This window comes from Peribacillus deserti (assembly GCF_016909175.1).
Classification (GTDB): Bacteria; Bacillota; Bacilli; order Bacillales; family DSM-1321; genus Paraperibacillus; species Paraperibacillus deserti.
In genome coordinates this window covers 1-25,191 of sequence record NZ_JAFBFI010000017.1, presented here as the reverse complement: position 1 = coordinate 25,191, position 25,191 = coordinate 1, and the positions used below count along the sequence as shown (strand labels likewise).

Annotated in this window: 22 protein-coding genes; 16 read left to right on the top strand and 6 right to left on the bottom strand. The window is 38.9% G+C overall.

Going from position 1 to position 25,191, the window contains the following annotated elements:
* Positions 1–62: 62 nt before the first annotated feature.
* Complete coding sequence (locus tag JOC77_RS16395; protein WP_204545340.1) at positions 63–869, top strand: hypothetical protein; 807 nt, start codon at positions 63–65, stop codon at positions 867–869.
* A gap of 281 nt (positions 870–1,150) precedes the next feature.
* On the top strand, positions 1,151–1,336 hold the full coding sequence (locus JOC77_RS16390; RefSeq protein WP_204545337.1) for a ComZ family protein: 186 nt from the start codon (positions 1,151–1,153) through the stop codon (positions 1,334–1,336).
* Positions 1,337–1,388: 52 nt separating this feature from the next.
* Here JOC77_RS16390 and JOC77_RS16385 read toward each other — a convergent pair whose 3' ends face one another.
* The gene (locus JOC77_RS16385; protein WP_204545335.1) at positions 1,389–1,625 is read right to left on the bottom strand and encodes a hypothetical protein; all 237 of its coding nucleotides are present in this window, start codon (positions 1,623–1,625) and stop codon (positions 1,389–1,391) included.
* A gap of 210 nt (positions 1,626–1,835) precedes the next feature.
* Here JOC77_RS16385 and JOC77_RS16380 point away from each other — a divergent pair, with 210 nt between their 5' ends.
* From JOC77_RS16380 to JOC77_RS16365, 4 genes are all read left to right on the top strand, one after another.
* Positions 1,836–2,771, top strand: a complete 936-nt coding sequence (locus JOC77_RS16380; RefSeq protein ID WP_204545333.1) for a beta-ketoacyl-ACP synthase III — start codon at positions 1,836–1,838, stop codon at positions 2,769–2,771.
* A 41-nt stretch (positions 2,772–2,812) separates the two neighbouring features.
* A complete protein-coding gene (fabF, locus tag JOC77_RS16375) occupies positions 2,813–4,051 on the top strand; it encodes a beta-ketoacyl-ACP synthase II (RefSeq protein WP_204545331.1) in 1,239 nt (412 codons plus the stop codon).
* Positions 4,052–4,452: 401 nt separating this feature from the next.
* The gene (locus tag JOC77_RS16370; RefSeq protein ID WP_204545319.1) at positions 4,453–5,235 is read left to right on the top strand and encodes a DUF2268 domain-containing putative Zn-dependent protease; all 783 of its coding nucleotides are present in this window, start codon (positions 4,453–4,455) and stop codon (positions 5,233–5,235) included.
* A 343-nt stretch (positions 5,236–5,578) separates the two neighbouring features.
* Positions 5,579–6,334 carry a YjbA family protein gene (locus tag JOC77_RS16365; RefSeq protein ID WP_204545603.1) on the top strand — a complete coding sequence of 252 codons (756 nt, stop codon included), beginning with the start codon at positions 5,579–5,581 and terminating at the stop codon, positions 6,332–6,334.
* A 65-nt stretch (positions 6,335–6,399) separates the two neighbouring features.
* Here the strand turns inward: JOC77_RS16365 and trpS are convergent, their stop codons facing one another.
* Both trpS and JOC77_RS16355 read right to left on the bottom strand, forming a co-directional pair.
* On the bottom strand, positions 6,400–7,386 hold the full coding sequence (gene trpS / locus JOC77_RS16360; protein WP_204545317.1) for a tryptophan--tRNA ligase: 987 nt from the start codon (positions 7,384–7,386) through the stop codon (positions 6,400–6,402).
* A 356-nt stretch (positions 7,387–7,742) separates the two neighbouring features.
* Positions 7,743–8,108, bottom strand: a complete 366-nt coding sequence (locus JOC77_RS16355; protein WP_204545309.1) for a DUF3899 domain-containing protein — start codon at positions 8,106–8,108, stop codon at positions 7,743–7,745.
* A 401-nt stretch (positions 8,109–8,509) separates the two neighbouring features.
* On the opposite strand from JOC77_RS16355, the gene JOC77_RS16350 reads away from it, so the two are divergent.
* The 5 genes from JOC77_RS16350 to JOC77_RS16330 all read left to right on the top strand — a co-directional run bounded on the left by JOC77_RS16350 (position 8,510) and on the right by JOC77_RS16330 (position 14,277).
* On the top strand, positions 8,510–10,171 hold the full coding sequence (locus JOC77_RS16350; RefSeq protein ID WP_204545306.1) for a peptide ABC transporter substrate-binding protein: 1,662 nt from the start codon (positions 8,510–8,512) through the stop codon (positions 10,169–10,171).
* Positions 10,172–10,306: 135 nt separating this feature from the next.
* Positions 10,307–11,236 carry an oligopeptide ABC transporter permease gene (gene opp3b / locus JOC77_RS16345; protein WP_204545303.1) on the top strand — a complete coding sequence of 310 codons (930 nt, stop codon included), beginning with the start codon at positions 10,307–10,309 and terminating at the stop codon, positions 11,234–11,236.
* Positions 11,236–12,252: an oligopeptide ABC transporter permease gene (gene opp3C, locus JOC77_RS16340; RefSeq protein WP_204545300.1), complete on the top strand. Its 1,017-nt coding sequence runs from the start codon at positions 11,236–11,238 to the stop codon at positions 12,250–12,252. Before opp3b ends, opp3C begins: the two co-directional genes overlap by 1 nt.
* Before the next feature lie 17 nt (positions 12,253–12,269).
* Positions 12,270–13,340: an ABC transporter ATP-binding protein gene (locus tag JOC77_RS16335; RefSeq protein WP_204545298.1), complete on the top strand. Its 1,071-nt coding sequence runs from the start codon at positions 12,270–12,272 to the stop codon at positions 13,338–13,340.
* Between the two features lies 1 nt (position 13,341).
* On the top strand, positions 13,342–14,277 hold the full coding sequence (locus JOC77_RS16330; RefSeq protein WP_204545296.1) for an ABC transporter ATP-binding protein: 936 nt from the start codon (positions 13,342–13,344) through the stop codon (positions 14,275–14,277).
* Between the two features lie 373 nt (positions 14,278–14,650).
* Here the strand turns inward: JOC77_RS16330 and JOC77_RS16325 are convergent, their stop codons facing one another.
* Positions 14,651–14,836 carry a hypothetical protein gene (locus tag JOC77_RS16325; protein ID WP_204545284.1) on the bottom strand — a complete coding sequence of 62 codons (186 nt, stop codon included), beginning with the start codon at positions 14,834–14,836 and terminating at the stop codon, positions 14,651–14,653.
* 509 nt (positions 14,837–15,345) lie between these two features.
* Between JOC77_RS16325 and spxA the strand changes: the two genes are divergently transcribed.
* The 5 genes from spxA (at position 15,346) to pepF (ending at position 22,234) form a co-directional block, all read left to right on the top strand.
* Positions 15,346–15,741 (top strand): transcriptional regulator SpxA, encoded by a 396-nt coding sequence (spxA, locus tag JOC77_RS16320; RefSeq protein ID WP_101641127.1) that lies wholly within the window; start codon positions 15,346–15,348, stop codon positions 15,739–15,741.
* Positions 15,742–16,199: 458 nt separating this feature from the next.
* Positions 16,200–16,874, top strand: a complete 675-nt coding sequence (gene mecA / locus JOC77_RS16315; protein WP_204545282.1) for an adaptor protein MecA — start codon at positions 16,200–16,202, stop codon at positions 16,872–16,874.
* A gap of 150 nt (positions 16,875–17,024) precedes the next feature.
* Positions 17,025–18,536 carry a cardiolipin synthase gene (gene cls, locus JOC77_RS16310; protein WP_204545280.1) on the top strand — a complete coding sequence of 504 codons (1,512 nt, stop codon included), beginning with the start codon at positions 17,025–17,027 and terminating at the stop codon, positions 18,534–18,536.
* A gap of 575 nt (positions 18,537–19,111) precedes the next feature.
* Positions 19,112–20,293 (top strand): competence protein CoiA, encoded by a 1,182-nt coding sequence (locus JOC77_RS16305; protein ID WP_204545267.1) that lies wholly within the window; start codon positions 19,112–19,114, stop codon positions 20,291–20,293.
* A gap of 126 nt (positions 20,294–20,419) precedes the next feature.
* The gene (gene pepF / locus JOC77_RS16300; protein ID WP_204545265.1) at positions 20,420–22,234 is read left to right on the top strand and encodes an oligoendopeptidase F; all 1,815 of its coding nucleotides are present in this window, start codon (positions 20,420–20,422) and stop codon (positions 22,232–22,234) included.
* 524 nt (positions 22,235–22,758) lie between these two features.
* Here the strand turns inward: pepF and JOC77_RS16295 are convergent.
* Together JOC77_RS16295 and JOC77_RS16290 are read right to left on the bottom strand one after the other, a co-directional pair.
* A complete protein-coding gene (locus tag JOC77_RS16295) occupies positions 22,759–23,625 on the bottom strand; it encodes a ClpXP adapter SpxH family protein (protein ID WP_204545247.1) in 867 nt (288 codons plus the stop codon).
* Complete coding sequence (locus JOC77_RS16290; RefSeq protein WP_204545245.1) at positions 23,622–24,026, bottom strand: globin domain-containing protein; 405 nt, start codon at positions 24,024–24,026, stop codon at positions 23,622–23,624. The genes JOC77_RS16295 and JOC77_RS16290 overlap by 4 nt, the downstream gene beginning before the upstream one ends.
* Positions 24,027–25,191: the final 1,165 nt, after the last annotated feature.

The following is a 25,191-nucleotide window of genomic DNA, read 5'->3' as shown; positions in this document are numbered from 1 at the left end:
AATTCCCCCTTTTTTTACGCATAAGATACACCAACAGATCAATCTTGGGGGGCCAGACGATCATGCTGAAGCATATTGTAGTGGGAAATTTTCAATTTATAGGTTTTCATCTATGTAAAAAACTGCTTGAGCTAGGGAATGAAGTAATAGGCATTGACTGGAGAAGCGAGGTAAATTCAAGCTTCGAGGACAAATGTATGGAAATAGGAAGAAATGATAACTTCTCTTTTTTTTCGATCGAGGAATGGAATAATGCCTGGAATGAAGATGAAGAGGTGATGGTCTATATTTCTTATTATGATTTTTATAAGGTCTCAGCTATTGGTAGTGAAAAGACGCTTGAACTATTAAACTCCATTAATAAAAAATCCGAACGTACAGCAAAGAGAACCTTTCTGATCGGTCCTATAGAAAAAGAAGAAGAAATGAAAATTCTCAGTTTACAAAATGAAGTCTGCAAAATTGTACTTCTTCCAACTGTGTACGGGGCCTGGCAGCCAGAAGGAATGGCTTTTCAAGCATGCATCCAAGGGGTAGAGACAGAGAAATTAAGTGCTATTATTAGAGAGGAATATAGCAGAGACGCCATTTATATTGAAGATTTAATGGATGAATTGCCCTCCATACTGGCTTCCCCGCTTAAAGAAATTGTTATAGAAAGCTCTGCAGAGAATCAATGGGATTTATGTGCAAAAGAAATCTTTCCTCAAGAGCAGATCGAAGTTTCAAGGAACAAGGTCACAGAACAAGAGCCAAACGTGGAAACAAACTGCATGATTCCTTTAAGGACCTCTCCTGAATCAGGAATAGCGAAACAAATCGATCATTATAGAATGAATCAGCAATTAATCGGCTGGAAAAGATTTTAATACTGAGGACTTAAGATCAGAATGATGATTCCTTAGTCCTTTTGTAGCTGGAAGAGGTCTATGAGTATGAGTGCTAAAACCAAGTGTGGGTGAAAAAAGCCAATTGGAAAACGACATGTAATGAGCTGTATTCTCGTCTGGTCCTAGTCAAGGGAACAAGCAGGTCTTGTGACCTGAATTCTGTAATTTTAAAGGTCCATAATAATTAATCCTTCTAATTCCATTAAAAAGAGTAAATTAAGCTATAATATTAGGGAATCGTATAAAAAGGAGAGAATGATATGGACCAGCAAAATAAAAACATGGAATTTATGGCGATTGCCATGAAGTATTTTCCTGATGCGAAAGCAAAACTTGATGAAGCCGGGATTGAACTTTCTATGGACATGCTGCCGCACTTTATGGATTTATTCCAGAAAGTTATGCAGGAAGCCTATGAGCTTGGAAGACAGGATGCTAAAGAATAGATTTTCACCTAGTGAATTTTCTGCAATAAAAAAAGCTGCTCTCTGCAGCTTTTTATTTTTTTCTCTTTAGAATGATATCCATGATCGGGCTAAGCTGCTTAATTGCTGGTTTAAATTGATCATATACAGTCATGATGCTGTCCACCTGATTCAAGAGCTGGTCAAGATCAATTTTTGACATCAATTCAGCAAGCTTATCATGTTCGTCTGAATTGCTGTGCTGTCTATGGTTTTTAGTTCCAAACATAAAATCAGAAATTCTGTCATGTTTCCCTTTGTTAGAAGCCATTATGTTTTAACCTCCTTTGCTATCCTCACTTGTACTATATGTACAAATATCTAAGTTGGACTAGACTGAAGCCGCCATGATAAGGCAAGAATTATCAGAGAGCACCAAGGTAATCTATTGCCAGATTTCAGGTTTTTAGTTAAAATTAGTACCAAGTCTTAATAATTGATAATAATTCATTTGGATATTGAAAATAGAGGGGTTGTTTAAATGAATGCAGGTATAATCGGGATAGGCAGATATCTGCCTGAAAAAATCCTTACAAACTTTGACCTTGAAAAAATGGTCGATACATCCGATGAGTGGATTCGTACAAGAACCGGCATACAGGAGCGAAGAATTGCAGCAGATGATGTAAATACATCTGATATGGCCTATGAGGCGGCTAAAAAGGCAATTGAGAATGCGCAGATTTCCCCGGAAGAGATTGATTTAATTCTCGTAGCTACAGTTACGCCTGATCGTCCTTTCCCAAGTGTTTCCTGTATGCTCCAGGAAAAACTGGGAGCTAAAAAAGCTGCAGCTATGGATTTGAGTGCTGCATGCGCCGGATTTATGTATGGCATGATTACTGCAAGCCAGTTCATCAAAACAGGATCCTATAAGCATGTATTAATAGTGGGTGTAGAAAAACTTTCGAAGATAACAAATTGGGATGACCGCAATACTGCTGTTCTTTTTGGGGACGGCGCCGGTGCCGTCCTAATGGGGCCAGTATCCGATGATAAAGGGATCCTTTCATTTGAATTAGGGGCAGATGGTTCTGGCGGGAAATATTTGCTCCAGGATGGTTTGTATCTAAGCATGAATGGGAGAGAAGTTTTCAAGTTTGCGGTGCGCCAGATGGGTGAATCGAGTGTAAATGTTCTAAAAAAAGCTGGTCTTACAAAAGAGGATGTAGACTTGCTGATCCCGCATCAGGCAAATATCCGAATCATGGAATCGGCCAGGGAAAGATTAGAGCTTCCTCCTGAAAAGATGTCCTCCACTGTTCATAAATACGGAAACACGTCTGCAGCTTCTATCCCTCTCTCTCTAGTGGATGAACTTGAAGCTGGTAAAGTTAAAGATGGCGATTGTCTGGTAATGGTCGGTTTTGGCGGAGGCTTGACATGGGGAGCCATTGCTTTACGCTGGGGCAAATAGTTCAAACAGATTAATTTTCATTTAAGAAAGGAAGAATTATAATGACTAAACGCAGAGTTGTAGTAACAGGATTAGGCTCCCTTACTCCGATTGGGAATAATACAGAAAGCTTTTGGCAGAACGCTGTTGCTGGAATTTCAGGTGTGGGCCAGTTAACGAGGGTTAATGCAGAGGATTATCCGGCAAAAGTGGCAGCTGAAATTAACGATTTTAAATCTGAGGATTTTATTGATAGAAAAGATGCAAGAAAAATGGATCGTTTCACTCAATATGCAGTAGCAGCTTCATTGATGGCGGTTAAGGATGCTAAACTCGAAATTACTGAAGAAAACGCACCGCGGGTAGGTGTATGGATCGGTTCCGGAATAGGCGGTATGGAAACGTTCGAAAACCAGTTTGAAACCCTCCTTAACAGAGGGCCGCGCCGAGTAAGCCCATTTTTTGTTCCGATGATGATTCCCGATATGGCTGCTGGCCAGGTTTCTATCATCCTAGGTGCAAAAGGATTCAATTCCTGCACGGTGACTGCATGTGCTACAGGTACCAATTCAATCGGTGATGCTTTTAAAGTGATTCAGCGCGGAGATGCGGATGTTATGATTACCGGCGGCTCCGAAGCCCCCATTACAAGAATGGCAATTGCCGGCTTCTGCGCCAATACTGCACTAACCACGAATCCGGATCCAAAAACGGCGAGCCGGCCTTTTGATAAAAACCGGGACGGATTTGTAATTGGTGAAGGAGCGGGAATTATTGTATTAGAGGATCTGGAACATGCACTTGCAAGAGGAGCAGAAATCTATGCAGAAATTGTAGGATATGGAGCTACTGGGGATGCGCATCATATAACGGCACCATCACCAGGCGGCGAAGGCGGAGCGAGAGCCATGAAGATGGCCATTAAAGATGCAGGGCTTGAACCGAGCGAGATTCAATACATTAATGCACATGGAACAAGCACCCCATATAATGACAAATTTGAGACCATGGCTATAAAAGAAGTGTTTGGCGAAAGTGCCGCACACGTAGCTATTAGTTCTACAAAATCGATGACCGGACATTTATTAGGAGCAGCAGGCGGAGTTGAAGCAATCCTAACGGTACTTGCGATCAAAAATAATTTGGTTCCTCCTACCATCAATCTTGAGGAAGCCGACCCGGAATGCGACTTGGATTATGTTCCCAACAAAGCACGAGAAATGGAAGTACAAGCTGCTATGAGTAACTCGCTTGGTTTCGGCGGACATAATGCCACTTTAGTATTTAAAAAATACCAATAAAACCTTTAGCAACCTCCTGGAGAATATTCTTCAAGAGGTTTTTTTGTGGATCCTTTTTGGACAGAATCCTTTATTATTACGCTAAGTTTTAGCTCATTTTTGATTTTGGACTATGTTCATTTTAGAGGATACTGGGACTCCTGCAAGCAAACAGGTCAAGGGAAACCCCGCAGGCGTAATCGGGAGAGCCGGTTCCCGGATCGCCCGAGGAAAGCGAGTGCCCTTCGCTGGCAATCAACAGGCAAGTTTAACAGCTATTTTTAAATCCTGAGTTTTACCATCATCATACATACCTGCATCCGCCTAATGGCCGGCATTAAAGTAAATTGTGAGAATGAGACTAATAACAACCCTAAAGCCTCAAGCATATAATACATCATCGCTGAAAGGGAGGAGGGAATATGGGAGTTCTGAAGACGGATGAATGGTTAAAAGTTTCCTTGAAAAATCCTCTAGAAATATGTAAAAAGCTCAAAAAATTATTCCACGAGGATTCTGAGCAAAGAGTTTATAATTATTTGGCCAGAAATGGCATGTACAAATATAATGGGAGAACTTCAAGTGAATTTACTAAGCTAGTAGAAAATAAAGTATGGACTAAAGTTGAAGGCTTCTTTAAATTTTATAAAAAAAGCTGGGGCGGGCCGGACATCCCTATATTTATTTTTCCTCATGGAAGTGCCGGTATGTTTCATTCAAATAAAGGAAATAAGTCAGGATTGGCATTTAAGGATAAGATGTTTTTGTTTTATACTCCAGGCCTTTCCGAGAAGGAGCTTGAAGCTGTTTTTGTTCATGAATATCATCATGTCTGCAGGCTTAATTCTTTAAAAAAGGATATTAATGATTATACTCTAATGGATTCTATCGTTCTTGAGGGACTCGCAGAACATGCTGTAGCAAGAAATGTAGGTGCATCTTACCTTGCTGAGTGGACCCGGTTTTATAATTCGAATGCTGCATTAAGACTGGGGGAAAAATATATTAAGCCGCATCTGGATTTAAAAAAGAATGATACGTTACATGATCAGCTCCTGTATGGGTTAGGAAGGTTTCCAAAAATGATAGGGTATTCATGCGGGTTCCATGCGGTTTCAAAGTATAAAAAAAATAAATACATTTCAGAAAGTGCTACATTCACTAAGCCATCTGAATATTTTATGGAAGGTTATTTTAGTGGCTGACCACCACCAGAAGCATGTTGCCCCCTGCTGTATTACATACCGAATAAATCGCGGCTAGAGAAGCGGTTTACAGCAGAGGAGTACTCGGGGTCATTTACAGAATGCAGCGGGAGTAAAACAGCGAAATAAAATTTTTTAATAGATTATCGGCGTAAATAGAGACCGTACATTATTAGAGAAATAGATGTTCATAGAAATCATAATCGTCTATAGGAATCTTTCTGGCGGGCTAAAGCAGGGGACAGAAAAATATAGCCAGCCTCCTTCAAAAAAAGGAATATTTTTACTAAAAAATGCCTATACTGATGGACAAACAGTTTTCAAGTAAGTGAGGGGTCAGATGATGTTATATCTCCATGATGTATGGGTTAATTGGTTTGAAGGGGAAGAAAACGGGTACAATATTTGCCACTTTCACGAATGGAGAAAAGACGATGGTATAGAACTGCTGGATCAAGTGCCGCTCATCAAAGTATCGTCTCCTATGTTTCACTATATTGAAAATGACTTATCGGAGCTGCCCAAAGAATTACTGGATGATATTTTCCAAAAGGCGTATGCAAGAAAAAACCATGAAAGAATTCAAATGGATTATTGCTTTATTGTTACGGATGGAAAAGGGATACTGGCGGTTGATACGATCGGCTATAATATTCCTATCAGGAAAAGCAGACTTATTCCAAGGCAGGAACAGCTGGTTTATGAAATGGTTGAGGACCAGGAAGAAGCGAAATATGAGTTCAAAAAGCAGGAGACAGAAACTAAGGATTATCATATCCTGTCTCCGGCACCAGATTTAATGCAGGGACTTACAAGAAAAGAACGCCAACTAAAACAGCTGTTATTTATGGCTCTTGATCAGCTGTATTCTTCAAAAAATACGGCAGAAATCAGATACTGGTACACCGAATGGTCACCGCATAAATACGAATATATCCAAAATCTTGAATTTGAAATTGCATGGAATGAGCTGTTCGAATCCTTAAGATATGATTGGAGCAGCAAGCATCTATTATTATGCGAAAACCTGATTAAAGGCCAGCCATTTTTCGAAAAGCTTTGGGAAATGGAAGTAGGAGACAGTCCTTCTGTATTATAAAATAACTAAAGTCAACCAAAAAAGCACGCCTCAAAAGCGTGCTTTTTTGGTTATATAATATTTAATTATCTCTTCCTGCCTAGTCCCATGGCATTGTTCATTTTTCTAATCATTTTATTTGCCTCGCGATTTGCTTTCTCGGCGCCTCTGTCAAGAATCGCGTCCAATTCCTCTGAATTAATGAGGCTATTGTATCGTTCCTGTATAGGAGAAAGGGCATCAATCACAACCTTTGCAAGGTCTCCTTTGAAATCTCCATATCCTTTTCCTGCATAGTTACCCTCTATGTCAGTAATGGACTTTCCGCTGAAAATCGAGTAAATGGATAACAAATTTGAGACTCCCGGTTTGTTTTCTTTGTCATACTTCACGATTCCATCTGAATCCGTTACAGCGCTTTTGATTTTCTTTTCAATCGTTTTAGGATCGTCCAATAGGGTAATGAACGATTTTTTATTGGCATCTGATTTGCTCATTTTTTTTGTTGGCTCCTGCAGAGACATCACCCTTGCGCCAATCTGCGGAAGCCGTATTTCTGGAATCGTAAAAATCTCGTTATACTTTTTATTAAATCTTTCTCCTAGATCACGGGTCAATTCTATGTGCTGCTTCTGGTCATCTCCAACCGGCACAATGTCCGTCTTATATAGAAGAATATCGGCTGCCATTAAAGGCGGATAGGTAAGCAGTCCTGAAGAAACAGCTTCCTTGCCAGAGGATTTATCTTTGAATTGTGTCATCCTCTCCAGTTCTCCAATATAAGAAATACATTGCATAACCCATCCTGCCTGAGCATGTGCCGGGACTTCGGATTGAATGAAAATAGTTGCTTTTTCAGGATCCAGCCCGATTGAGAGATAAAGAGCAGCCAGGCTGCGGACATTTTTTCTAAGTTCTAGACGATCCTGAGGCACAGTAATTGCATGCTGATCCACTATGCAGAAATAACAGTTATAATCATGCTGTAAATCAACAAATTGCTGCATCGCTCCTATGTAGTTTCCTATTGTTACATTTCCTGTCGGCTGAATTCCGGAAAAAATGGTTTTCATTTTATACAACTCCTAAATTAATGTTAAGTCTTTTTAATTTTCTATAAAAAAAACCATCCTTACCCCAGTATAGGGATGAATGGTTTTTCAATATGCCACCCTTTGTACCGGTATCCCGGTTTCTTTATCGATACTCAAAAAACTGTAACCTGCCTTTAACGCTGGCCGCGTCCAGATCCCTTTTTTAAAAAGAAATCCGATGCTGAAAAGTCCATTCCATACGGACAGTATGCCAGATTATTCCAACTGACAGGCGCTAATTAACTGACACCGAATGTTCTGCTTTTTTCTATGCTTTTCAATATAAAATCTTACTTTAATTTTATCTAAAAGAAAGTACATTTGCAAATAGCCGCCTAGATAACTCCAATCAGGCTTGCAAGGCAGCACAATAATCCAGAGATTAGAAACGGCAGAGTAATATTATACTTTTTCTGGGAAGGGTAACCCGTTGCCTCCAGATCCGCATCATCAAACTGCGCAACATACGCACCCAGCTTATCCAGCTTAAGAAAATTTTTCATACTAAAAATGATTCCATTGAAAAAGCCGCCTTCAACCACAAATAAAAAGGCTCCTATTACAATATAAAAAAGCCCAATAAAGAATAAACAATTCATAAAGGAGATGTAATAAGTATTTTCTCCAAAAAAGGCAAGCAGTAGTGAAACGAATATATTAATTCCCGTTATTATGGACAGCCGCTGTACAATATAGTTCATGTCTTCTCCTTCTCCGGCATATGTCATGTTCAAAAAAAAGTATAGCTATTAATAGACGGGATAGGCAAGCAATATTAAAATAATATAAGAGAGTCTTTTACCCTCATATAGAGATTTGGTACATACAGTATTTGTCAAAAACAAACAAAATTTTCTCAAAATTTTCCCAACTTTGAGCCTCATTTTAAGAAAAGTTAGATAATAAAACAAGAATTTTTTTCCTGTGTATTATGCCGAAAACCTTGGTATAAAAAGGTTTCGTGAAAAATAGCCTGAGTTTATTGAAACCTAATCGTAAAGTTTTTGTAAAAAAAATATTGAAAATTTGTAGTAGTACAACTTATAATAAGAACGAAATCTTCAGAAAATTTGAAGATAAAAATTAGGGAGGTCATTCTAGAATGAACAAAAAGTTTTCGTTTCTTTTAGTTCTTGTTCTTGCTTTAAGCACGTTCCTTGCAGCATGCAGCGGCGGCGGAGAAAAAGCAGGCAGTGACACTAAAAAAGGCTCAAGCGAAGGAAAATCTGCTGACGCTAAAAAAGAACAAGTATTGAACCTTATTGCAACTTCTGAGATTCCATCTATGGACTCAACTCTTGCTACTGACTCCGTATCATTCAATGTTATGAACAACGTATACGAGGGTCTTTACCGTTTAGGACAGGATAATGAGCCTACACTTGGTATGGCTGCAGAAGAGCCAAAAGTAAGTGAAGACGGAAAAACTTATACGTTCAAACTACGCGATGCAAAATGGTCTAACGGAGACGCTGTAACAGCTAACGATTTCGTATTCTCTTGGAGACGTGCAGTAGATCCTGCTACAGCTGCTGAATATGCTTATATGCTTTATGATGTAAAAGGTGCAGAAGAAATTAACTCTGGCAAAGCTAAGCCTGACACACTAGGCATTAAAGCTATTGATGAAAAAACGTTAGAAATCACTTTGAAAAACAACATTCCATATTTCAAATCCCTATTGTCATTTGCAACTTTCTATCCACAAAACGAAAAATTCTTTAAAGAGCAAGGCAAAAACTACGCTCTAGAAGCAAACACTGGAGTTTATAACGGTCCTTTCACACTAAGCGATTGGAAACACGAACAAAGCTTCCAGCTTAAGAAAAACCCTACATACTGGGATAATGCAGCTGTTAAGCTTGAAACAATCAACTTTAACATTGTTAAAGATACCGCTACTGCAGTTAACCTTTATGAAACTAAAAAGGCTGACCGTGCAGCTTTAAATGCAGAATTTGTAGATAAATACAAGTCTGACAAGAACTTTGGCACTTCTCCTGATACTTCTGTATACTTCTTGCGTTTAAACGAAAAGAACAAAGTATTAGCTAACAGAGATGCACGTAAAGCACTTGATCTTGCATGGGATAAAAAATCATTTGTTGATGTTATTCTAAACAATGGTTCTAAGCCTGCTTACTACCTGGTTCCTGATAAATTTGCTGTTGGTCCGGACGGCAAGGATTTCCGTGAAACAAATGGAGACCTAGGTAAATTGGATGTGGAAGAAGCTAAAAAACTTTGGGCTAAAGCTAAAAAAGAAGCTAAATTCGACAAAGTTACTCTAGAAATGCTTAACTATGACGATGACAACTCTGCAAAAATTTCTCAATACCTTAAAGAGCAGTTAGAATCAAATCTTGAAGGCTTAACTGTTAACATTAAGCCACAGCCATTCAAACAAAAGCTAGATCTTGAATCTAAAGGCAACTATGACTTCTCATTCGCTGGCTGGGGTCCTGACTACCAAGATCCAATGACTTTCATCGACATGTTCGTAACTGATGGTGCTCATAACCAAATGGGCTACTCAAACCCTAAATATGACAAGCTTGTTGCTGATGCTAAAGGTCCTCTTCTTTCAGACCTTGATGCTCGCTGGAAAGCTCTTTTAGAAGCTGAAAAAATCCTAATGGATGATGCTGCAATTTCTCCAATGTACCAAAGAGGTACTGCATTCCTTCAACGTGAATATGTAAAAGGAATCGTTGAGCATCCATTCGGCGGAGACTTCGGCTACAAATGGGCTCACATTGAGTAATCTCTAAGTACTCATGGGAAGCAAAGGAGAGTATGTGGTTTAAAACCTCGTACTCTCCTTTTTCCCTTATTACAGAAAAATCAGAATTAAAAGATTACTAGAATAATTTACTAATAGAAAAGGGGGGCTAACGGGATGTTGCGTTATACTCTTCAAAGAATTGTCTACATGCTGATAACTTTATTCATCATTGCTACTCTCACATTTTTCTTAATGAAACTGCTTCCCGGTTCACCACTTAAAAGCCAGGATAAACTTACTCCTGAACAGGTAACGATTATTAATGAAAAGTATGGACTGAATGATCCACTGCCTGTCCAATATGTTCATTACATCGCAAATCTAGCTAAAGGTGATCTTGGATTATCTTTTCAATACGATAACCGTCCGGTATCAGAAATGATTGCAGGCAGAATTGGACCTTCAGCACAATTAGGGTTACAAGCATTAATAATTGGATCAATTGTTGGCCTAATTTTAGGGATTATTGCTGCAATCAAGCACAATACGTTTTTCGATTACGGTGCTACTTTCCTGGCTGTATTAGGTATATCTATTCCTTCTTTTGTTTTCGCAGGATTCATGCAATTTGTACTTGGTGTTAAGCTTCAGCTGTTACCAGTTGCACTATGGGAAGGTTTCATCTATACAATTATGCCGACTATAGCATTATCTGGATTTGTAATTGCCAATATCTCACGTTTTATGAGGACTGAATTACTAGAAGTTATGGCTTCTGATTATATTATGCTAGCTAAGGCAAAAGGAATCAGCCAATCCGGCATCATCATCAAGCATGCTATTAGAAATGCTTTAATTCCGGTAATTACAATTATTGGTCCATTGGCAGTTAATATTATGACAGGTTCCTTAGTAATCGAAAGAATATTTGCCATCCCAGGATTAGGGGAGCAATTTGTCAAGTCAATCAACATGAATGATTATACAGTCATTATGGGAACAACGATCTTTTACAGTGCTCTGTTTGTATTTATCATTTTCGTAGTGGATATTTTATACGGCGTCGTTGATCCTCGAATTCGTCTGGCAGGAGGGAAAAAATAATGGAACAGAAACAGCTAGACAATCTACCTTCTGATTTATTCCGCCCGGCTGCTGGAAAAGGGGACCTTGAAAGAATAGGAAGGCCGAGCCTGAGTTACTGGCAGGACGCCTGGATTCGTCTGAAAAAAAATAAAGGTGCTATTTTTGGGTTAGTGGTTGTTATACTGATTACGCTTTTAGCTATCTTTGCACCCATATTAAGCAGCCACACTTACAGAGAGCAAAACTTAGCGCTTTCAAAGCTTCCGCCAAAGATTCCTGTTTTAGAAAACATAGGTTTCCTGGGTGTTGATGGCAAAGATAAAGATGGATTTGATGTTTATAAAGCAAAAAACGTTAAAGAATATTATTGGTTTGGAACGGATGACCTGGGACGCGACCAATGGGTCCGTGTTTGGCAGGGAACCCGTATTTCGCTTCTAATCGCGGTGGTAGCTGCCCTGATTGATTTGTTTATTGGAATCATTTATGGCGGTATAGCCGGCTTCTATGGCGGCAGAACAGATAACATTATGATGAGGATCATTGAAATATTAATTGGTATACCAAGTTTGATCATAGTTATTTTATTTATTCTGATCTTTAAGCCAGGCGTAACATCGATCATTCTGGCGATGGTTATAACAGGCTGGACAGGTATGGCAAGGATTGTACGCGGACAGATTCTCAAAATGAAAGAACAGGAATTCGTCTTGGCTTCCAAAACGCTTGGGGCAGCAAACTCCAGGTTAATAGGTAAACACTTGATTCCGAATGTACTGGGACCGATTATAGTAACTACTATGTTTACAGTACCTGGAGCCATCTTTACTGAAGCGTTCTTAAGCTTCATTGGTTTAGGGATCGCTCCTCCACAGGCATCCCTGGGAGCTTTGGTTAATGATGGATTCAGATTTATTCAGACATATCCTTATCAATTAATCATCCCGTCTATTGTAATCAGTTTATTAATCCTTAGTTTCAACTTACTTGGTGATGGCTTGCGTGATGCACTGGATCCAAAAATGCGTAAGTAATTAGGAGGAGAAGAATTATGGATAAAGTTTTAGAAGTAAAAGATCTGCATGTCTCCTTCGATACGTACGGAGGAATCGTTAAGGCTGTACGCGGTGTCAGTTTTGACTTAAAAAAGGGAGAAACATTAGCAATCGTAGGTGAGTCCGGCTCTGGAAAATCAGTCACATCAAAAGCGTTAATGAGACTTATTCCTAATCCGCCGGGACGGATTTCTAAAGGAGAAATCCTCTTTGATGGAAGAGATCTAGCCAAACTTTCAGAAAAAGAGATGCAAAGAGTCCGGGGAAAGGAAATCGCGATGATCTTCCAGGATCCAATGACTTCCTTGAATCCAACAATGAAGATTGGTACTCAAATCATGGAAAGCTTGATCAAACATCAAAATTTAAGCAAAAGTGCTGCAAGAGAACGAGCATTAGAGCTATTAAGATTAGTTGGGATCCCACAGCCGGAAGTTCGTATCAATCAGTACCCGCACCAATTTTCAGGCGGGATGAGACAGCGTGTGGTTGTAGCGGTTGCTCTTTCGTGTAATCCTAAAGTCCTTATTGCCGATGAACCAACAACGGCACTTGATGTTACAATCCAGGCTCAAATTCTAGAGCTTATGAAGGACCTGCAAAATAAAATAGATACAAGCATTATCTTCATTACCCATGACCTTGGTGTTGTTGCCAACGTTGCGGACCGGGTAGCTGTTATGTACGGCGGCCAGATAGTTGAGATGGGTACTGTAGATGAAATATTCTATGACCCGAGACATCCATATACATGGGGCTTGCTTGCATCTATGCCTTCCTTAGATACAAGCATACAAACAGAACTTGCTGCGATTCCAGGTACTCCTCCTGATTTAATGCATCCGCCTAAAGGGGACGCATTTGCTCCAAGGAGTGCATATGCTCTTGAGATAGATTTTGAGCATGAGCCGCCAATGTTCCAAATCTCAGATACACACTTTGCAAAAACATGGCTGCTTCATGAAAATGCTCCGGCGGTAGAGCCTCCTAAAGCAGTTATAGACAAACGCCGCACAATGTCTTCCAATTTTGCAAAACCAAGATTGGCAGAGGAGGTAGTTCGCTGACATGGCAGAAAAACTTCTTGAAATTAAAAATTTAAAGCAGCATTTTAACATAGGGAAACCAAACCAGGTCAAAGCTGTAGATGGTATTTCTTTTGATATCTATAAAGGCGAGACATTAGGGCTTGTAGGGGAGTCTGGCTGTGGAAAATCCACAACTGGAAGATCAATCATCCGCCTATATAATGCAACAGATGGAGAAGTTCTTTTTGAAGGTGAAAATGTACACGGAAAAAAATCTCGTTCCGATTTAAAGAAATTTAATCGTAAGATGCAAATGATATTCCAGGATCCATATGCATCATTAAACCCTCGTATGACTGTCGGAGATATAATCGCAGAAGGCATTGATATCCATGGTTTAGCAAATACGAGAAAAGAAAGAATGGATAAAGTTTATGAGCTGCTGAGCACGGTAGGGTTAAACCAGGAACATGCAAACCGTTATCCCCATGAATTTTCTGGAGGACAGCGACAGCGTATTGGAATAGCAAGAGCCCTTGCTGTTGATCCTGACTTTATCATAGCTGACGAGCCTATTTCTGCTTTGGATGTATCAATCCAGGCCCAGGTTGTAAATTTAATGAAAAAGCTTCAAAGAGAAAAAGGTCTGACATACTTGTTCATTGCCCATGACCTTTCTATGGTTAAATATATCAGTGATAGAATTGGTGTTATGTATTACGGAAAGCTTGTAGAGCTTGCTTCAAGTGAGGAGCTATACAAAAATCCAATTCACCCTTATACACAGTCTCTTCTTTCTGCTATTCCGCTTCCAGATCCTGAGAGTGAAAGAACGAGAAAGAGAATTGTATATAATCCAAATGTCCATAATTACTCTGAAGGCGAAGAACTAGAAATGCGTGAAATCACACCTGGACATTTTGTCTATTGCTCTGAAAAGGAATACAAGCAATACAAGTCTATTTATTCTAAATAAAAATGAAACGGTCCATGACAGGGCCGTTTTTTTTTTATTGTTTACATTTTATACCCATGAATCTATTTATTTAATCTAGAGTATCACAAAAGATTTGAAAATTACAAAGATTCAGTTTTTACCTTACCAAAGGTTGATCAACATTACCGAACCTAGGCGGATTATCAGGCGAGATTTATTATATTGTCCGAGTTTTTGCTGCATAGCCTGCTTTTTTTTATGCAAGGGATAATATCTATATGAAAAAGGTGATTTTGCACGAGGAGGTAAAAAAATGAAAGAGAGGAAAAACCTGCTTGCAGCTAGCTTCCTTAGCTCACATCAATTTGAGTCATACAAAAAAAGGATAGAGGAACCCCCTCTATCCTTTAAGTTATTTCTTTTTACCGCCTACTAATTTCCAGCCAGATTGGATGCCAGCCGACTTATCAGTAAACTCTGTTCTTTTTTTACCTCCAAAGAAGGTTACCCCTATTCCATTCGTCAACACACCAATTAAAGCAGTTATACCAATTACAAGGATAGCTACTATTGATAAATCTATAACATATCCGACCATTAACTACCTCCGATATAGACGTTCTCTAATCATATTTTATTAAAAAAACGGCTCGTTTGAAAGACAAATCTTTTTTTATTCAAGAGGAATACATTTAGTGATGAAAACATAGGGAATAAAAAAGAAACTGAGAATGAAAAGGGTTTAATTTCAGCAAAAGCCGGGTATATATATACGAATATGAATTTATACCTAATCAAACTTAGTTATATAGAAGGGGAGAATGGTTTCCTTTTTATTCATTTTAGATGAATTTTCTAATTAATGTAAAAAGTAAAGGCGGTATGACCTAATTTTGGAGTATTGGTTCATTCAGGTGTGTGGCGGGAGATAACGATTGCATTACATTTTTCATATTTTAAAAAAATAACCCCTCTTTTATTACATTTTAGTGTATAATAACAATAGATATTACTTATTTAAAGTAATTCTAAAAAGGCATTATTGGAAGGCAATCTAGTTATCCCAGCATAGATCATCGATTCTATATTCAGGGAGTGTGAAAATAAATGGTAACTTTGTATACCTCACCAAGCTGTACATCCTGCAGAAAAGCTAAAGCGTGGCTTGAAGAAAACGATATTTCATATACAGAAAGAAATATTTTTTCAGAACCTTTATCCATCGACGAAATAAAAGAGATTCTTCGTATGACTGAAGATGGCACGGACGAAATTATTTCTACAAGATCTAAGACATTCCAGAAATTGAATGTAAATGTTGAATCTCTTCCTCTGCCAGAGCTTTATAAATTAATTAAAGACAATCCTGGTCTTTTAAGAAGACCCATTATTTTAGATGAAAAAAGGTTACAAGTTGGGTATAACGAAGATGAAATCCGCCGCTTCCTTCCAAGGAAAGTGCGTACTTTCCATCTTCGCGAAGCACAGCGCATGGTTAACTAAATTATATATTCTAGTTCCTTTTCCGGCTTGCTAAGCCGGAAATTTTTTTATATATGCCTATATGTGATAAAATAAGGACAAGTAGCTTTTTTATTCAGAATGGGTGATAATCCTTTAATTAAGGAAAACCCTTTATCATAAAGAAATCTGATAAGTTGATTATTTCCATTCAAAAATATATGAAAGAAATGGATGATTCCTGTCCACAATAATGAATGGATGGTCAAAGTTTATATAAGCAGGAAAAAGGGAATATTAGGCGAACAATTGTTTTTTCTAATTCTTTGTTTTTTGTTTCCCTTCTATAGAATTTTGTCATAAAATAAAGTCAACAGAATATTTATTATGTTCTGTAGGATTGCCATTTGGAAAAGCAAGTGTAGTGCACGGTAGAACTTCTATGTGTATGCTTGGGGGTAATGTCCCTTCCATAACTGAAACAGAAGGGAGAGGGAATCATGGAAATCGAGCGAATTAACGAAAATACCGTTAAGTTTTATATATCTTATATTGATATAGAGGAAAGAGGCTTTGACCGCGAAGAAATCTGGTACAATCGTGAGCGAAGTGAAGAATTGTTTTGGGAAATGATGGATGAAGTTCATCAAGAAGAAGAATTTATGGCTGAAGGTCCACTCTGGATCCAGGTACAGGCATTGGATAAAGGCCTTGAAGTATTAGTTACAAAAGCCCAGCTTTCCAAAGATGGGCAGAGGCTCGAATTGCCTTTATCAGAAGAAAAGCTAAAAGACCTTGCTGTCGATGACAAGATAGAGGATTTGTTAGAAGAACATTTTCAATCCAAAACTGATGGTGCTGCTGCCAGCAGCTATGAGGATGGAATTCTTGAATTTGTAATGGTATTCAAGGATTTTGAGGATGTTATTTCCCTCAGCAAAAGTACCGGTCTTGAAGGAGTCAAGACAAAATTATTTGCTCTAGAGAATAGATATTACCTATATGTTGAATTTCTTGAAGAAGAAGATGATGAAGAGGAAATTGACAATATTCTTAGTATTCTTTTGGAATATGGCAGTGAATCAAATGTGACTGTCCATCGTCTTGAAGAATATGGAAAAACTGTTATTGACCATGATGTCTTCGAAACAGTAAATAGGTATTTTTCCAAGTAAGAGGCCGATTTCTATTGTAAGAAATCGGGCTTTTTTTTTGGATTTTACATTGGGTTTAATTGGTCTTTAATATAAGATGGATTTTTATAAACGAAATTAGGGTATATATGTGTAAGAACTTTTATGACTCTGGAACTGTAGGTGAGACACGTGAGGAATACGGTACGTATCGGTATTTTTCTTTCAGGACTTTTTGTTATCTGGTATTTTTTAAATGATTATATAGGCGGCGGGAAATTTGTAAGCTACTTTAGTTTGGTTCTTACGCTTTCCTTGATTATTATTGGATTTGTTATATTTCTTGAAAATAGACAGCCTGTTCATACACTGACCTGGCTTGTGGTTTTCGGTGCTTTTCCTTTGCTCGGCTTTTTCTTTTATTTGTTATTCGGGAGAAACTATAAAAAAGAAAAAATGTATCGCAAAAAATTCTTTTTGGATAAGCAGGCTTTTTTAAAGATTGAAGGAGAAAGAGATATAAGCGAGGAACGGATTAGCAGCATGGGAGAACATAGGCAGAAAATGTTTCGTCTGGCACAAAAAATTGGCAACAGCCCAATATCGTTTGCTAGCTCAACAAAGGTTTTGACAAATGGAGACGAAACTTTCTCGACGATTCTTGAAGAATTGGCAAAAGCGAATCATCATATCCACATGGAATATTATATAGTACGAGATGATGAGATTGGCAGGGAAATTAAAGACCTTTTAATTTCAAAAGCTCGTGCAGGCGTAAAAGTAAGGTTTATGTATGATGCTGTAGGCTCATGGACTCTTCCTAAACATTATATTAAAGATATGCGAAATGAAGGCATCGAGATTGTAGCCTTTGGTCCAGTAAGAGTCCCTTTTTTGAATAATAAATTTAACTTCCGGAATCACAGAAAGATCATTGTGATAGACGGCAGTGTTGGTTTTGTGGGCGGATTAAATATTGGGGATGAGTATCTTGGCAGAGATGAGCACTTTGGCTTCTGGCGTGATACCCATTTAATGGTTAAGGGAGAAGCGGTCCGTTCGCTGCAGCTTATATTTCTGCAGGATTGGTATTATATGACTAACCATAGTTTTCTGACTGACGAATATCTTTCTGCTATGCCGATCGAGCACAAGCATGGAGGAGTTCAGATGATAGCCGGAGGCCCTGATAATGAATGGAGTGTCATCAAAAATGTCTTCTTCTCCATGATTTCCTCTGCAGAGGAGTCCGTTTGGATTGCCTCTCCATACTTCATTCCAGACGAGGATATATTTCAAGCCTTAAAGGTCGCAGCACTAAGTGGAATTGATGTAAGGCTGCTCGTACCCCAGAATCCAGATAAATGGATTGTTTATCACGCTTCCAGGTCCTACTTCCCAGATCTTCTAGAAGCAGGGGTCCGGGTATTTGCTTATAAGGAAGGATTTATGCATAGTAAAATTATTATCGTTGATAAAGAATTTGCTTCTATTGGAACTTCCAATATGGATATGAGGAGCTTTCATCTGAACTTTGAAGTCAATGCGTTTCTTTATAAAACTGGGAGTACACAGAAGCTGGTCCAGGATTTCATACAGGATTTAACACAATCCAGAGAGCTTCACTTAGATACATTCAATAAGCGCCATCTGGGATTGCGGTTATTGGAATCAACGTGCCGCTTATTATCACCTTTATTATAACCTGCTTACGCAGGTTATTTTTTTTGAAAGGCAAGTTATAGTTCATTGTAGATTTTGACAAACAGAAATGCGGAGAACGGTGCTTTTCAGAAACGATTGGTTGAAATAGCTATGAGATGCCCTTGTGTAATAACTAGCTGACTAAAATGAAAAGCAGACCCCTAATAAAAGAAGACTTGCTGATTGGCGAGCGTTTGTGTCAGGGAGACCCCGCAGGCGTAAACGTGAGAGGAGGGCTCCCGGACTGCCCGCGAAAAAGCGGGTACCCTTCTGTTGTCCAGCCTGCGAACTGCCTCCCTCGAGTCATAAGTCTATCAGTCCATAGGAAGAAGAACACTTCCTACAGCCTGCTCGCCTTATGCTTGTCGGGAGTCTGCTTTTCATATAGATCGCGAAGAAATAAAGAAGCTAAGCAATAAGCCTAGCTTTCTTAAACGAGTATTGTGAGGAAAAGCACCGTTCTCCGCATTTCCTTCTGCAATCAACAGGCAAGTTTAATAGAGCTTTTGAATTAGAAAAAGAATAAAGGGGATTTTCGATCACTGGCGAATTTTTATAGTAAAAGGAGGTTTCTCATGCTCACAGTTAAAAAGGAAGACGGAAGTTATTTCTCCATTGAAGGGAGGCTTAAAAAAGAAGAAGTTAAAAAAATAAAAGAAAAAGCTCCGTATTTTTGTCCCTGTTGTCACAAGAAAGTGATCTTGAAAGCAGGGGAAAGGAGGATTCCGCATTTTGCACATGAGAAATTGGACGCCTGTATATCCTATTCAGAACCAGAATCAGAATATCATCTAAATGGGAAATTAATTCTTTACAAATGGCTCAAGGACCAGGGGTATGAAGTTAATATGGAAGCTTATATTAAGGAAATCAACCAAAAAGCCGACTTATATTTTGAAGTAAAGGATACAAGGTATGTGATTGAGTTTCAATGCTCCATAATCCCACAGGCTCTCTATATTAAAAGGACGGTTTCCTATCAACAAGCAGGTATACAGCCTATTTGGATACTAGGAAGCAAACTTATTAAACAAAAAAGAGCAGGAACCTTCAAGCTTTCGAGCTTTGAGTGGCTTTTTGCCTTTAATGAATCCTTCTACCCATCCATTCTTACTTTTTGCCCTCTCTCTGCTATGTTTCTTAAGCTTCAGTCCATTATCTCCTTTTCCGCTCAAGTTTCTTTTGCAGAAACTAAAAAACTCCATCTTGGCTCTGTGACTTTCCATCAGCTATTCCTCCCGCATGATATCACCGATTCCCAGCTTTTTTCCTGGATTCAAAAGAAAAGGAACTGGCAGTTTTTCAGCCATAGGTACGCGGCCATTCATACTGGGGTTCATAGGGAGCTATATCTGAAAGGGCTCAGCCCATCAACGCTGCCTGCCTTTATTGGCATACCGGTTCCGTTTGGACACTGCTTTGAAACGCCGTCTGTTGAATGGCAGACATATATTTATCTCGATGTTTTAATCCACCTTAAGGAGGATGAAAGATTTAATATTGATATAATAGAGAATGCCATCAGAAAACGATTGAAGAGCGGAGAAATACGCATAAGAAGCTTGCCTTTAAATAAGTCTGATTCTGCTCCAATGCTTGCTATCACAGCGTTTCTGGATCTATTGGCAAAAGCGGGACTGCTCCTTAAATTAATTTCCGGGGAATATAAAATCCTTCCAAAACCGGAACTCAATCGCGTCAAAGGTCCATTGGAAAAAACAGACTTTGTTATATTAAGAGAATTATGCAGAACCTAAGCTGAACGGAGAACAATAATTAATGATTGAATTAAATCAATTTAAGGTTAAAAGAGGATTTTTTTAGGGAAAAGCGAATACTGATAAGGTATGGATTTTTTTACAAGAAAACGGAGGGAACGATATATGTCACAGGAGTCAGCAGTAAAATCATTACCAGCAAGAAATGATATACCTGTTAATGATACATGGAAGCTAGAGGATATTTTTGCAACAGATACAGACTGGGAAAATGAATTTAAATCGCTAAAGCAAGAAATCAAAAAGGCGGATGCATATAAAGGTACATTGGGAGAGAGTGCAGATAAGTTATTTGCGGCGCTTCAATTTCAGGATGAGATTATGAAACGCCTTGGTAAATTATATACATATTCACATATGCGATATGACCAGGATACAACAAATGCATATTATCAAGGATTTGATGACAGAGCTAAAAACTTGTATACGCAGGCAGCAAGCGCATTTTCCTATGTCGTACCTGAAATCCTGAGTGTCGATGAAAACAGAATTGAACAATTTCTCAATGAAAACAATGAATTACAGCTATATAAGCATGCTTTGGAAGAAATCAACCTTCAGCGCCCGCATGTTCTTTCCGCTGAACAGGAAGCCCTGCTGGCAGAGGCTTCTGAAGTGATGTCTGCTTCTCAGAACACTTTCGGCATGTTAAATAATGCAGATCTCCAATTTCCTGTGATAAAGGATGAGGAGGGCGAAGAAGTAGAAATTACACATGGAAGATATATTCGCTTTTTAGAGAGCGAGGACCGAAGAGTACGTGAAGAAGCCTTTAAAGCGGTATACAACACTTATGGACAATTCAAAAACACGTTTGCAAGCACCTTGGCAGGAACCGTGAAAAAAGATAACTTTAATGCTAAAATCAGAAATTATGATTCTGCACGCCATGCTGCGCTAAGTGCTAATAATATTCCAGAGAGTGTTTACGATAACCTTGTAAATACTGTTAATGACAATTTGCATCTTTTACATCGGTATGTTGATTTACGTAAGCGCGTACTCGGTTTAGAAGATCTTCATATTTACGATTTATATACACCTCTTGTTAAAGATGTGAAAATGAAAGTATCCTATGAAGAGGCTCAAAAGTATGTGTTAGAGGGACTTGCGCCGCTTGGCGAGGAATATAACAGCATCTTAAAAGAAGGCTTTGAAAACCGCTGGGTAGATGTTCATGAAAATAAAGGAAAACGGAGCGGTGCGTATTCATCGGGTGCATACGGTACCAATCCATATATTCTTATGAACTGGCAGGATAATGTAAATAACTTATTCACACTTGCCCATGAATTTGGACACTCTGTTCACAGTTACTACACTAGAAAGACCCAGCCCTATCCATATGGCAATTATTCCATTTTCGTTGCAGAAGTAGCATCTACATGTAATGAAGCTTTACTGAATAATTATATGCTGAAAACGGTTGATGACGAGAAAAAGCGGCTCTATCTCCTAAACCATTATCTCGAAGGCTTCCGTGGAACGGTTTTCCGTCAGACTATGTTTGCTGAATATGAACATCTTATTCATCAAAAGGCTCAAGAAGGTGAAGCACTGACTTCTGAATTGCTGACTAAGGAATATTATGAACTAAATAAAAAGTATTTTGGAGAAAACATTACGATTGATGAAGAAATTGGATTAGAATGGTCAAGGATCCCTCATTTCTATTACAATTACTATGTATACCAGTATGCAACTGGCTTTAGTGCAGCAACCGCTCTTAGCAATGCGATCCTTCAAGAGGGGCAGCCGGCAGTCGATAAATACCTTGATTTCCTTAAATCTGGAAGCTCTGATTATCCAATTGAAGTACTTAAAAAAGCAGGCGTAGACATGACCAAAGCAGATCCTATCCAGCAGGCATGCAAGGTATTTGAAGAAAAATTAAACGAGATGGAAAGCTTATTATCCTAAAAGCAAGCATAAAAAATCTAAAATCAAAAAGGACGGAAAGCCTCTGCTTTCTGTCCTTTTCCTATTTCAGTATAATGAAAGGGTTAAAATCCTTTAAACCTTTTTTTATCATTTAATATAGATAGAATTAAAAACAAAGAAAAGAAAAGTAAAGGGGAAGAAATATAAAAGGGAAATAGACGCATAAAACTTAGAATTAGAAAGAAAAATGAAAGAATCAAAAGAAATCCTATTAATGCAAAAATAAGTATTTTCATCTTCTGCACCTCACAATTTGTCCTTTAGTAAAACGTATGATTAAGGGAAAATTATTATTCTAAATATATGACAAACTTGTGAAATGTCACACATACTCTTGCAAAAAAAGAATAATTCCTATAAAATAATGAGTGTGAAGTTAATCACATAGCAAACATATACCCCTTTGTTTGAAACCGTGAAAATTTCTCCCAACCCCTTTGTTCGTATAAATAGTAAAGTCCTTGCTTAATTGCAAGGACTTTTTTTTGATATATATAGAATGATCACTCCATTAGTTTCCAATAAGGACCTTTCTTGGCTGGAATCTTTTGAACAAACTGTTTCAAAACGAGTTTCTTCATCTCCTTTTCAACTTCCTGATGGGACAAATCATAGATCATGGAGATTTCTGACGAGGAGGCCAGGCCAAACATACGCAAAAAGGATTCAAGAGAGGGCGGCGCAGCGGCTTCAGGAAGACCACCCAGCATTTCCTCCAAAATATGTTTATATACTTCATATGGATAAAAACCGGAAACTTTGATTCCTTCTTCTTCTATATTTTGATTAAAGAAAACCAGTGTAGGGAGTTCCTGAACTTCCATTTCATTTGTAATTTTTAAATCACATTGAAACGCCTTCGCCGCACTGGATGAAGTAAAGTCTTTAATAAATTCCTGTGTATCTAATTGAGCACCTTTGGCACATTCAAACAATATATCTAAATCCGATACATTCATTTTTTCAAGGAAAAGCATTTCCTGCAGTTTCCGCAAAAAACGTATGCCTGCTTTGCGGCCCTGAAGCTCTGCAGCTTTTAGAGCAATGGATGCATTATATGGAGTGGAAACAGGCTGTTCAGATCCTGGGTTTTCTTCAGCTGTCTTGGCAAAGCGGCTTCCTGCTGTTTCCCGATATACAGGATTCTTGGCCTTGTTTAATGCAGCAAGACGAGCACCGAGTACACGCTTAAAGCTAATGTATCCCCCGAATTCTATTTGCAGTTTTTTCAGGCTGGGTTCGAGTGACCAGCAATCAGCACAGAGCGGATCAATAAAAATATAAATTTCTATTGGTTTATTCCCGATGCCTTCACAATGCTGGGATTTTATCCAGTCGGTAACATTGAAATTGGGCTCTTGAGAGTTCAACTGTTATCTCCTTTCGCATCGTTATCAGGTGTATTAACCATATGCTGTGCTGTAAGAACAAGACGCTGGTAAAAAAAGTCACGGATTTCTCCAGTTAGCCCTATTTCATCCATCGCTTCCCTCATACATAGGAGCCAGGCTTCCGCTCTGCCGGGTGTGATTTCAAATGGCATATGCCGAGCTCTCAGCATAGGATGCCCATGCTCTGCTGTATATAGCGGCGGGCCGCCCAGGTATTGGCCCATAAACTGTTTTTGTTTTCTGGCTGTTTCGGACATGTCAGCCGGGAATATAGGCTTTAGATCTGGATGTTCACTGACTTTTGAATAAAATAAATCAATAAGTTCATGTAATTTTTCTCTCCCAATAGCCTCGTATGGTGTCTTATTGCCTTCTATCATTCCCGTTGCTCCTTTAGAACTGTTGTGTAAACTTATTTTATCAATCCGGTCACAATATCTCAAACATATAGCATTAAACGAAAAGCGGAAAGCGGTGCCTTTCTACTCTTACTAATGTTTTGCAGAATGATATGCGAATTATTATACCCTTTAAATTAGAAGAAAGGCAGAGACCTGAAATGCACAAGACGAGCAGGCCAGTGGGAAGCGCCTTTCTTCCCATTGGATTGATTGGCTTGTGACTCGAAGGTCTCAGCTTGTAGCTGGACACCACGAAAAGCGGAGAACGGTGCTTTTCGAACAAGCTTATTTAAGACCATGATAATCTTAAACGAGTTAAACAAAATTATTAGATGAAAAGCAGACACCTGAAAGGCGTAAGACGAGCGGCAGCGAAAGGCCGCTCTCGCCTTTTGATGGCGATTGGCTTACAAGCGAAGGTGTCAGTTCGAAGCTGGACACCACGAAAAGCGGAAGCGCCTTGCTCAGACTCGAAAAGCATAAGACGAGCTGGCCGTGGAAAGCGGTTTTCCCTTACATGGACTGATTGGCTTATGACTCGAGGGTCTAGGCGCTGCAGCTGGACACCACGAAAAGCGGAAAGCGTTGCCTTTCTACTCTTACTAATGTTTTGCAGAATGATATGCGAATTATTTTACCCTTCAAGTTAGAAGAAAGGCAGAGACCTGAAAAGCACAAGACGAGCAGGCCAGTGGGAAGCGCCTTTCTTCCCATTGGACTGATTGGCTTGTGACTCGAAGGTCTCAGCTTGCAGCTGGACACCACGAAAAGCGGAGAACGGTGCTTTTCTACACTTACTAATGTTCTGCACAATGATATGCTAATTATTATAACCTTTAAATTAGAATAGTTCCTCAGCTTGCAGCTGGACAAAAGAAAAGCGGAAGTGCCTTGCTCAGACCCGAACAGCATAAGACGAGCTGGGCCGTGGAAAGAATTTTTCTTCCATGGACGGATTAGCTTAGGAAGGGAGGTTCTAGGCGCTGCAGCCAGGCATCAAGCAGCAGCGGTATAAGCAATTTTTTAAGTATATAAAAAATACCCGCCAGGGTGAACTATAACCCGATTAATGGACACTAAATTAAAAGTGCCCCTTAATCGGGTTTTTCTATGTCATCAGGAAGAAAACCCGTTTATAATAAAA

What these genes read in the sequence shown, in the direction of transcription:
- JOC77_RS16325 (WP_204545284.1), bottom strand. Translation starts at nt 14,836, where the DNA reads ATGGTCGGATATGTTATAGATTTATCAATAGTAGCTATCCTTGTAATT.
- fabF (WP_204545331.1), top strand. Translation starts at nt 2,813, where the DNA reads ATGACTAAACGCAGAGTTGTAGTAACAGGATTAGGCTCCCTTACTCCG.
- JOC77_RS16380 (WP_204545333.1), top strand. Translation starts at nt 1,836, where the DNA reads ATGAATGCAGGTATAATCGGGATAGGCAGATATCTGCCTGAAAAAATC.
- JOC77_RS16370 (WP_204545319.1), top strand. Translation starts at nt 4,453, where the DNA reads ATGGGAGTTCTGAAGACGGATGAATGGTTAAAAGTTTCCTTGAAAAAT.
- JOC77_RS16330 (WP_204545296.1), top strand. Translation starts at nt 13,342, where the DNA reads ATGGCAGAAAAACTTCTTGAAATTAAAAATTTAAAGCAGCATTTTAAC.
- JOC77_RS16365 (WP_204545603.1), top strand. Translation starts at nt 5,579, where the DNA reads ATGTTATATCTCCATGATGTATGGGTTAATTGGTTTGAAGGGGAAGAA.
- JOC77_RS16395 (WP_204545340.1), top strand. Translation starts at nt 63, where the DNA reads ATGCTGAAGCATATTGTAGTGGGAAATTTTCAATTTATAGGTTTTCAT.
- opp3b (WP_204545303.1), top strand. Translation starts at nt 10,307, where the DNA reads ATGTTGCGTTATACTCTTCAAAGAATTGTCTACATGCTGATAACTTTA.
- JOC77_RS16350 (WP_204545306.1), top strand. Translation starts at nt 8,510, where the DNA reads ATGAACAAAAAGTTTTCGTTTCTTTTAGTTCTTGTTCTTGCTTTAAGC.
- mecA (WP_204545282.1), top strand. Translation starts at nt 16,200, where the DNA reads ATGGAAATCGAGCGAATTAACGAAAATACCGTTAAGTTTTATATATCT.
- JOC77_RS16305 (WP_204545267.1), top strand. Translation starts at nt 19,112, where the DNA reads ATGCTCACAGTTAAAAAGGAAGACGGAAGTTATTTCTCCATTGAAGGG.
- JOC77_RS16385 (WP_204545335.1), bottom strand. Translation starts at nt 1,625, where the DNA reads ATGGCTTCTAACAAAGGGAAACATGACAGAATTTCTGATTTTATGTTT.
- JOC77_RS16335 (WP_204545298.1), top strand. Translation starts at nt 12,270, where the DNA reads ATGGATAAAGTTTTAGAAGTAAAAGATCTGCATGTCTCCTTCGATACG.
- trpS (WP_204545317.1), bottom strand. Translation starts at nt 7,386, where the DNA reads ATGAAAACCATTTTTTCCGGAATTCAGCCGACAGGAAATGTAACAATA.
- pepF (WP_204545265.1), top strand. Translation starts at nt 20,420, where the DNA reads ATGTCACAGGAGTCAGCAGTAAAATCATTACCAGCAAGAAATGATATA.
- JOC77_RS16390 (WP_204545337.1), top strand. Translation starts at nt 1,151, where the DNA reads ATGGACCAGCAAAATAAAAACATGGAATTTATGGCGATTGCCATGAAG.
- spxA (WP_101641127.1), top strand. Translation starts at nt 15,346, where the DNA reads ATGGTAACTTTGTATACCTCACCAAGCTGTACATCCTGCAGAAAAGCT.
- opp3C (WP_204545300.1), top strand. Translation starts at nt 11,236, where the DNA reads ATGGAACAGAAACAGCTAGACAATCTACCTTCTGATTTATTCCGCCCG.
- JOC77_RS16290 (WP_204545245.1), bottom strand. Translation starts at nt 24,026, where the DNA reads ATGATAGAAGGCAATAAGACACCATACGAGGCTATTGGGAGAGAAAAA.
- JOC77_RS16355 (WP_204545309.1), bottom strand. Translation starts at nt 8,108, where the DNA reads ATGAACTATATTGTACAGCGGCTGTCCATAATAACGGGAATTAATATA.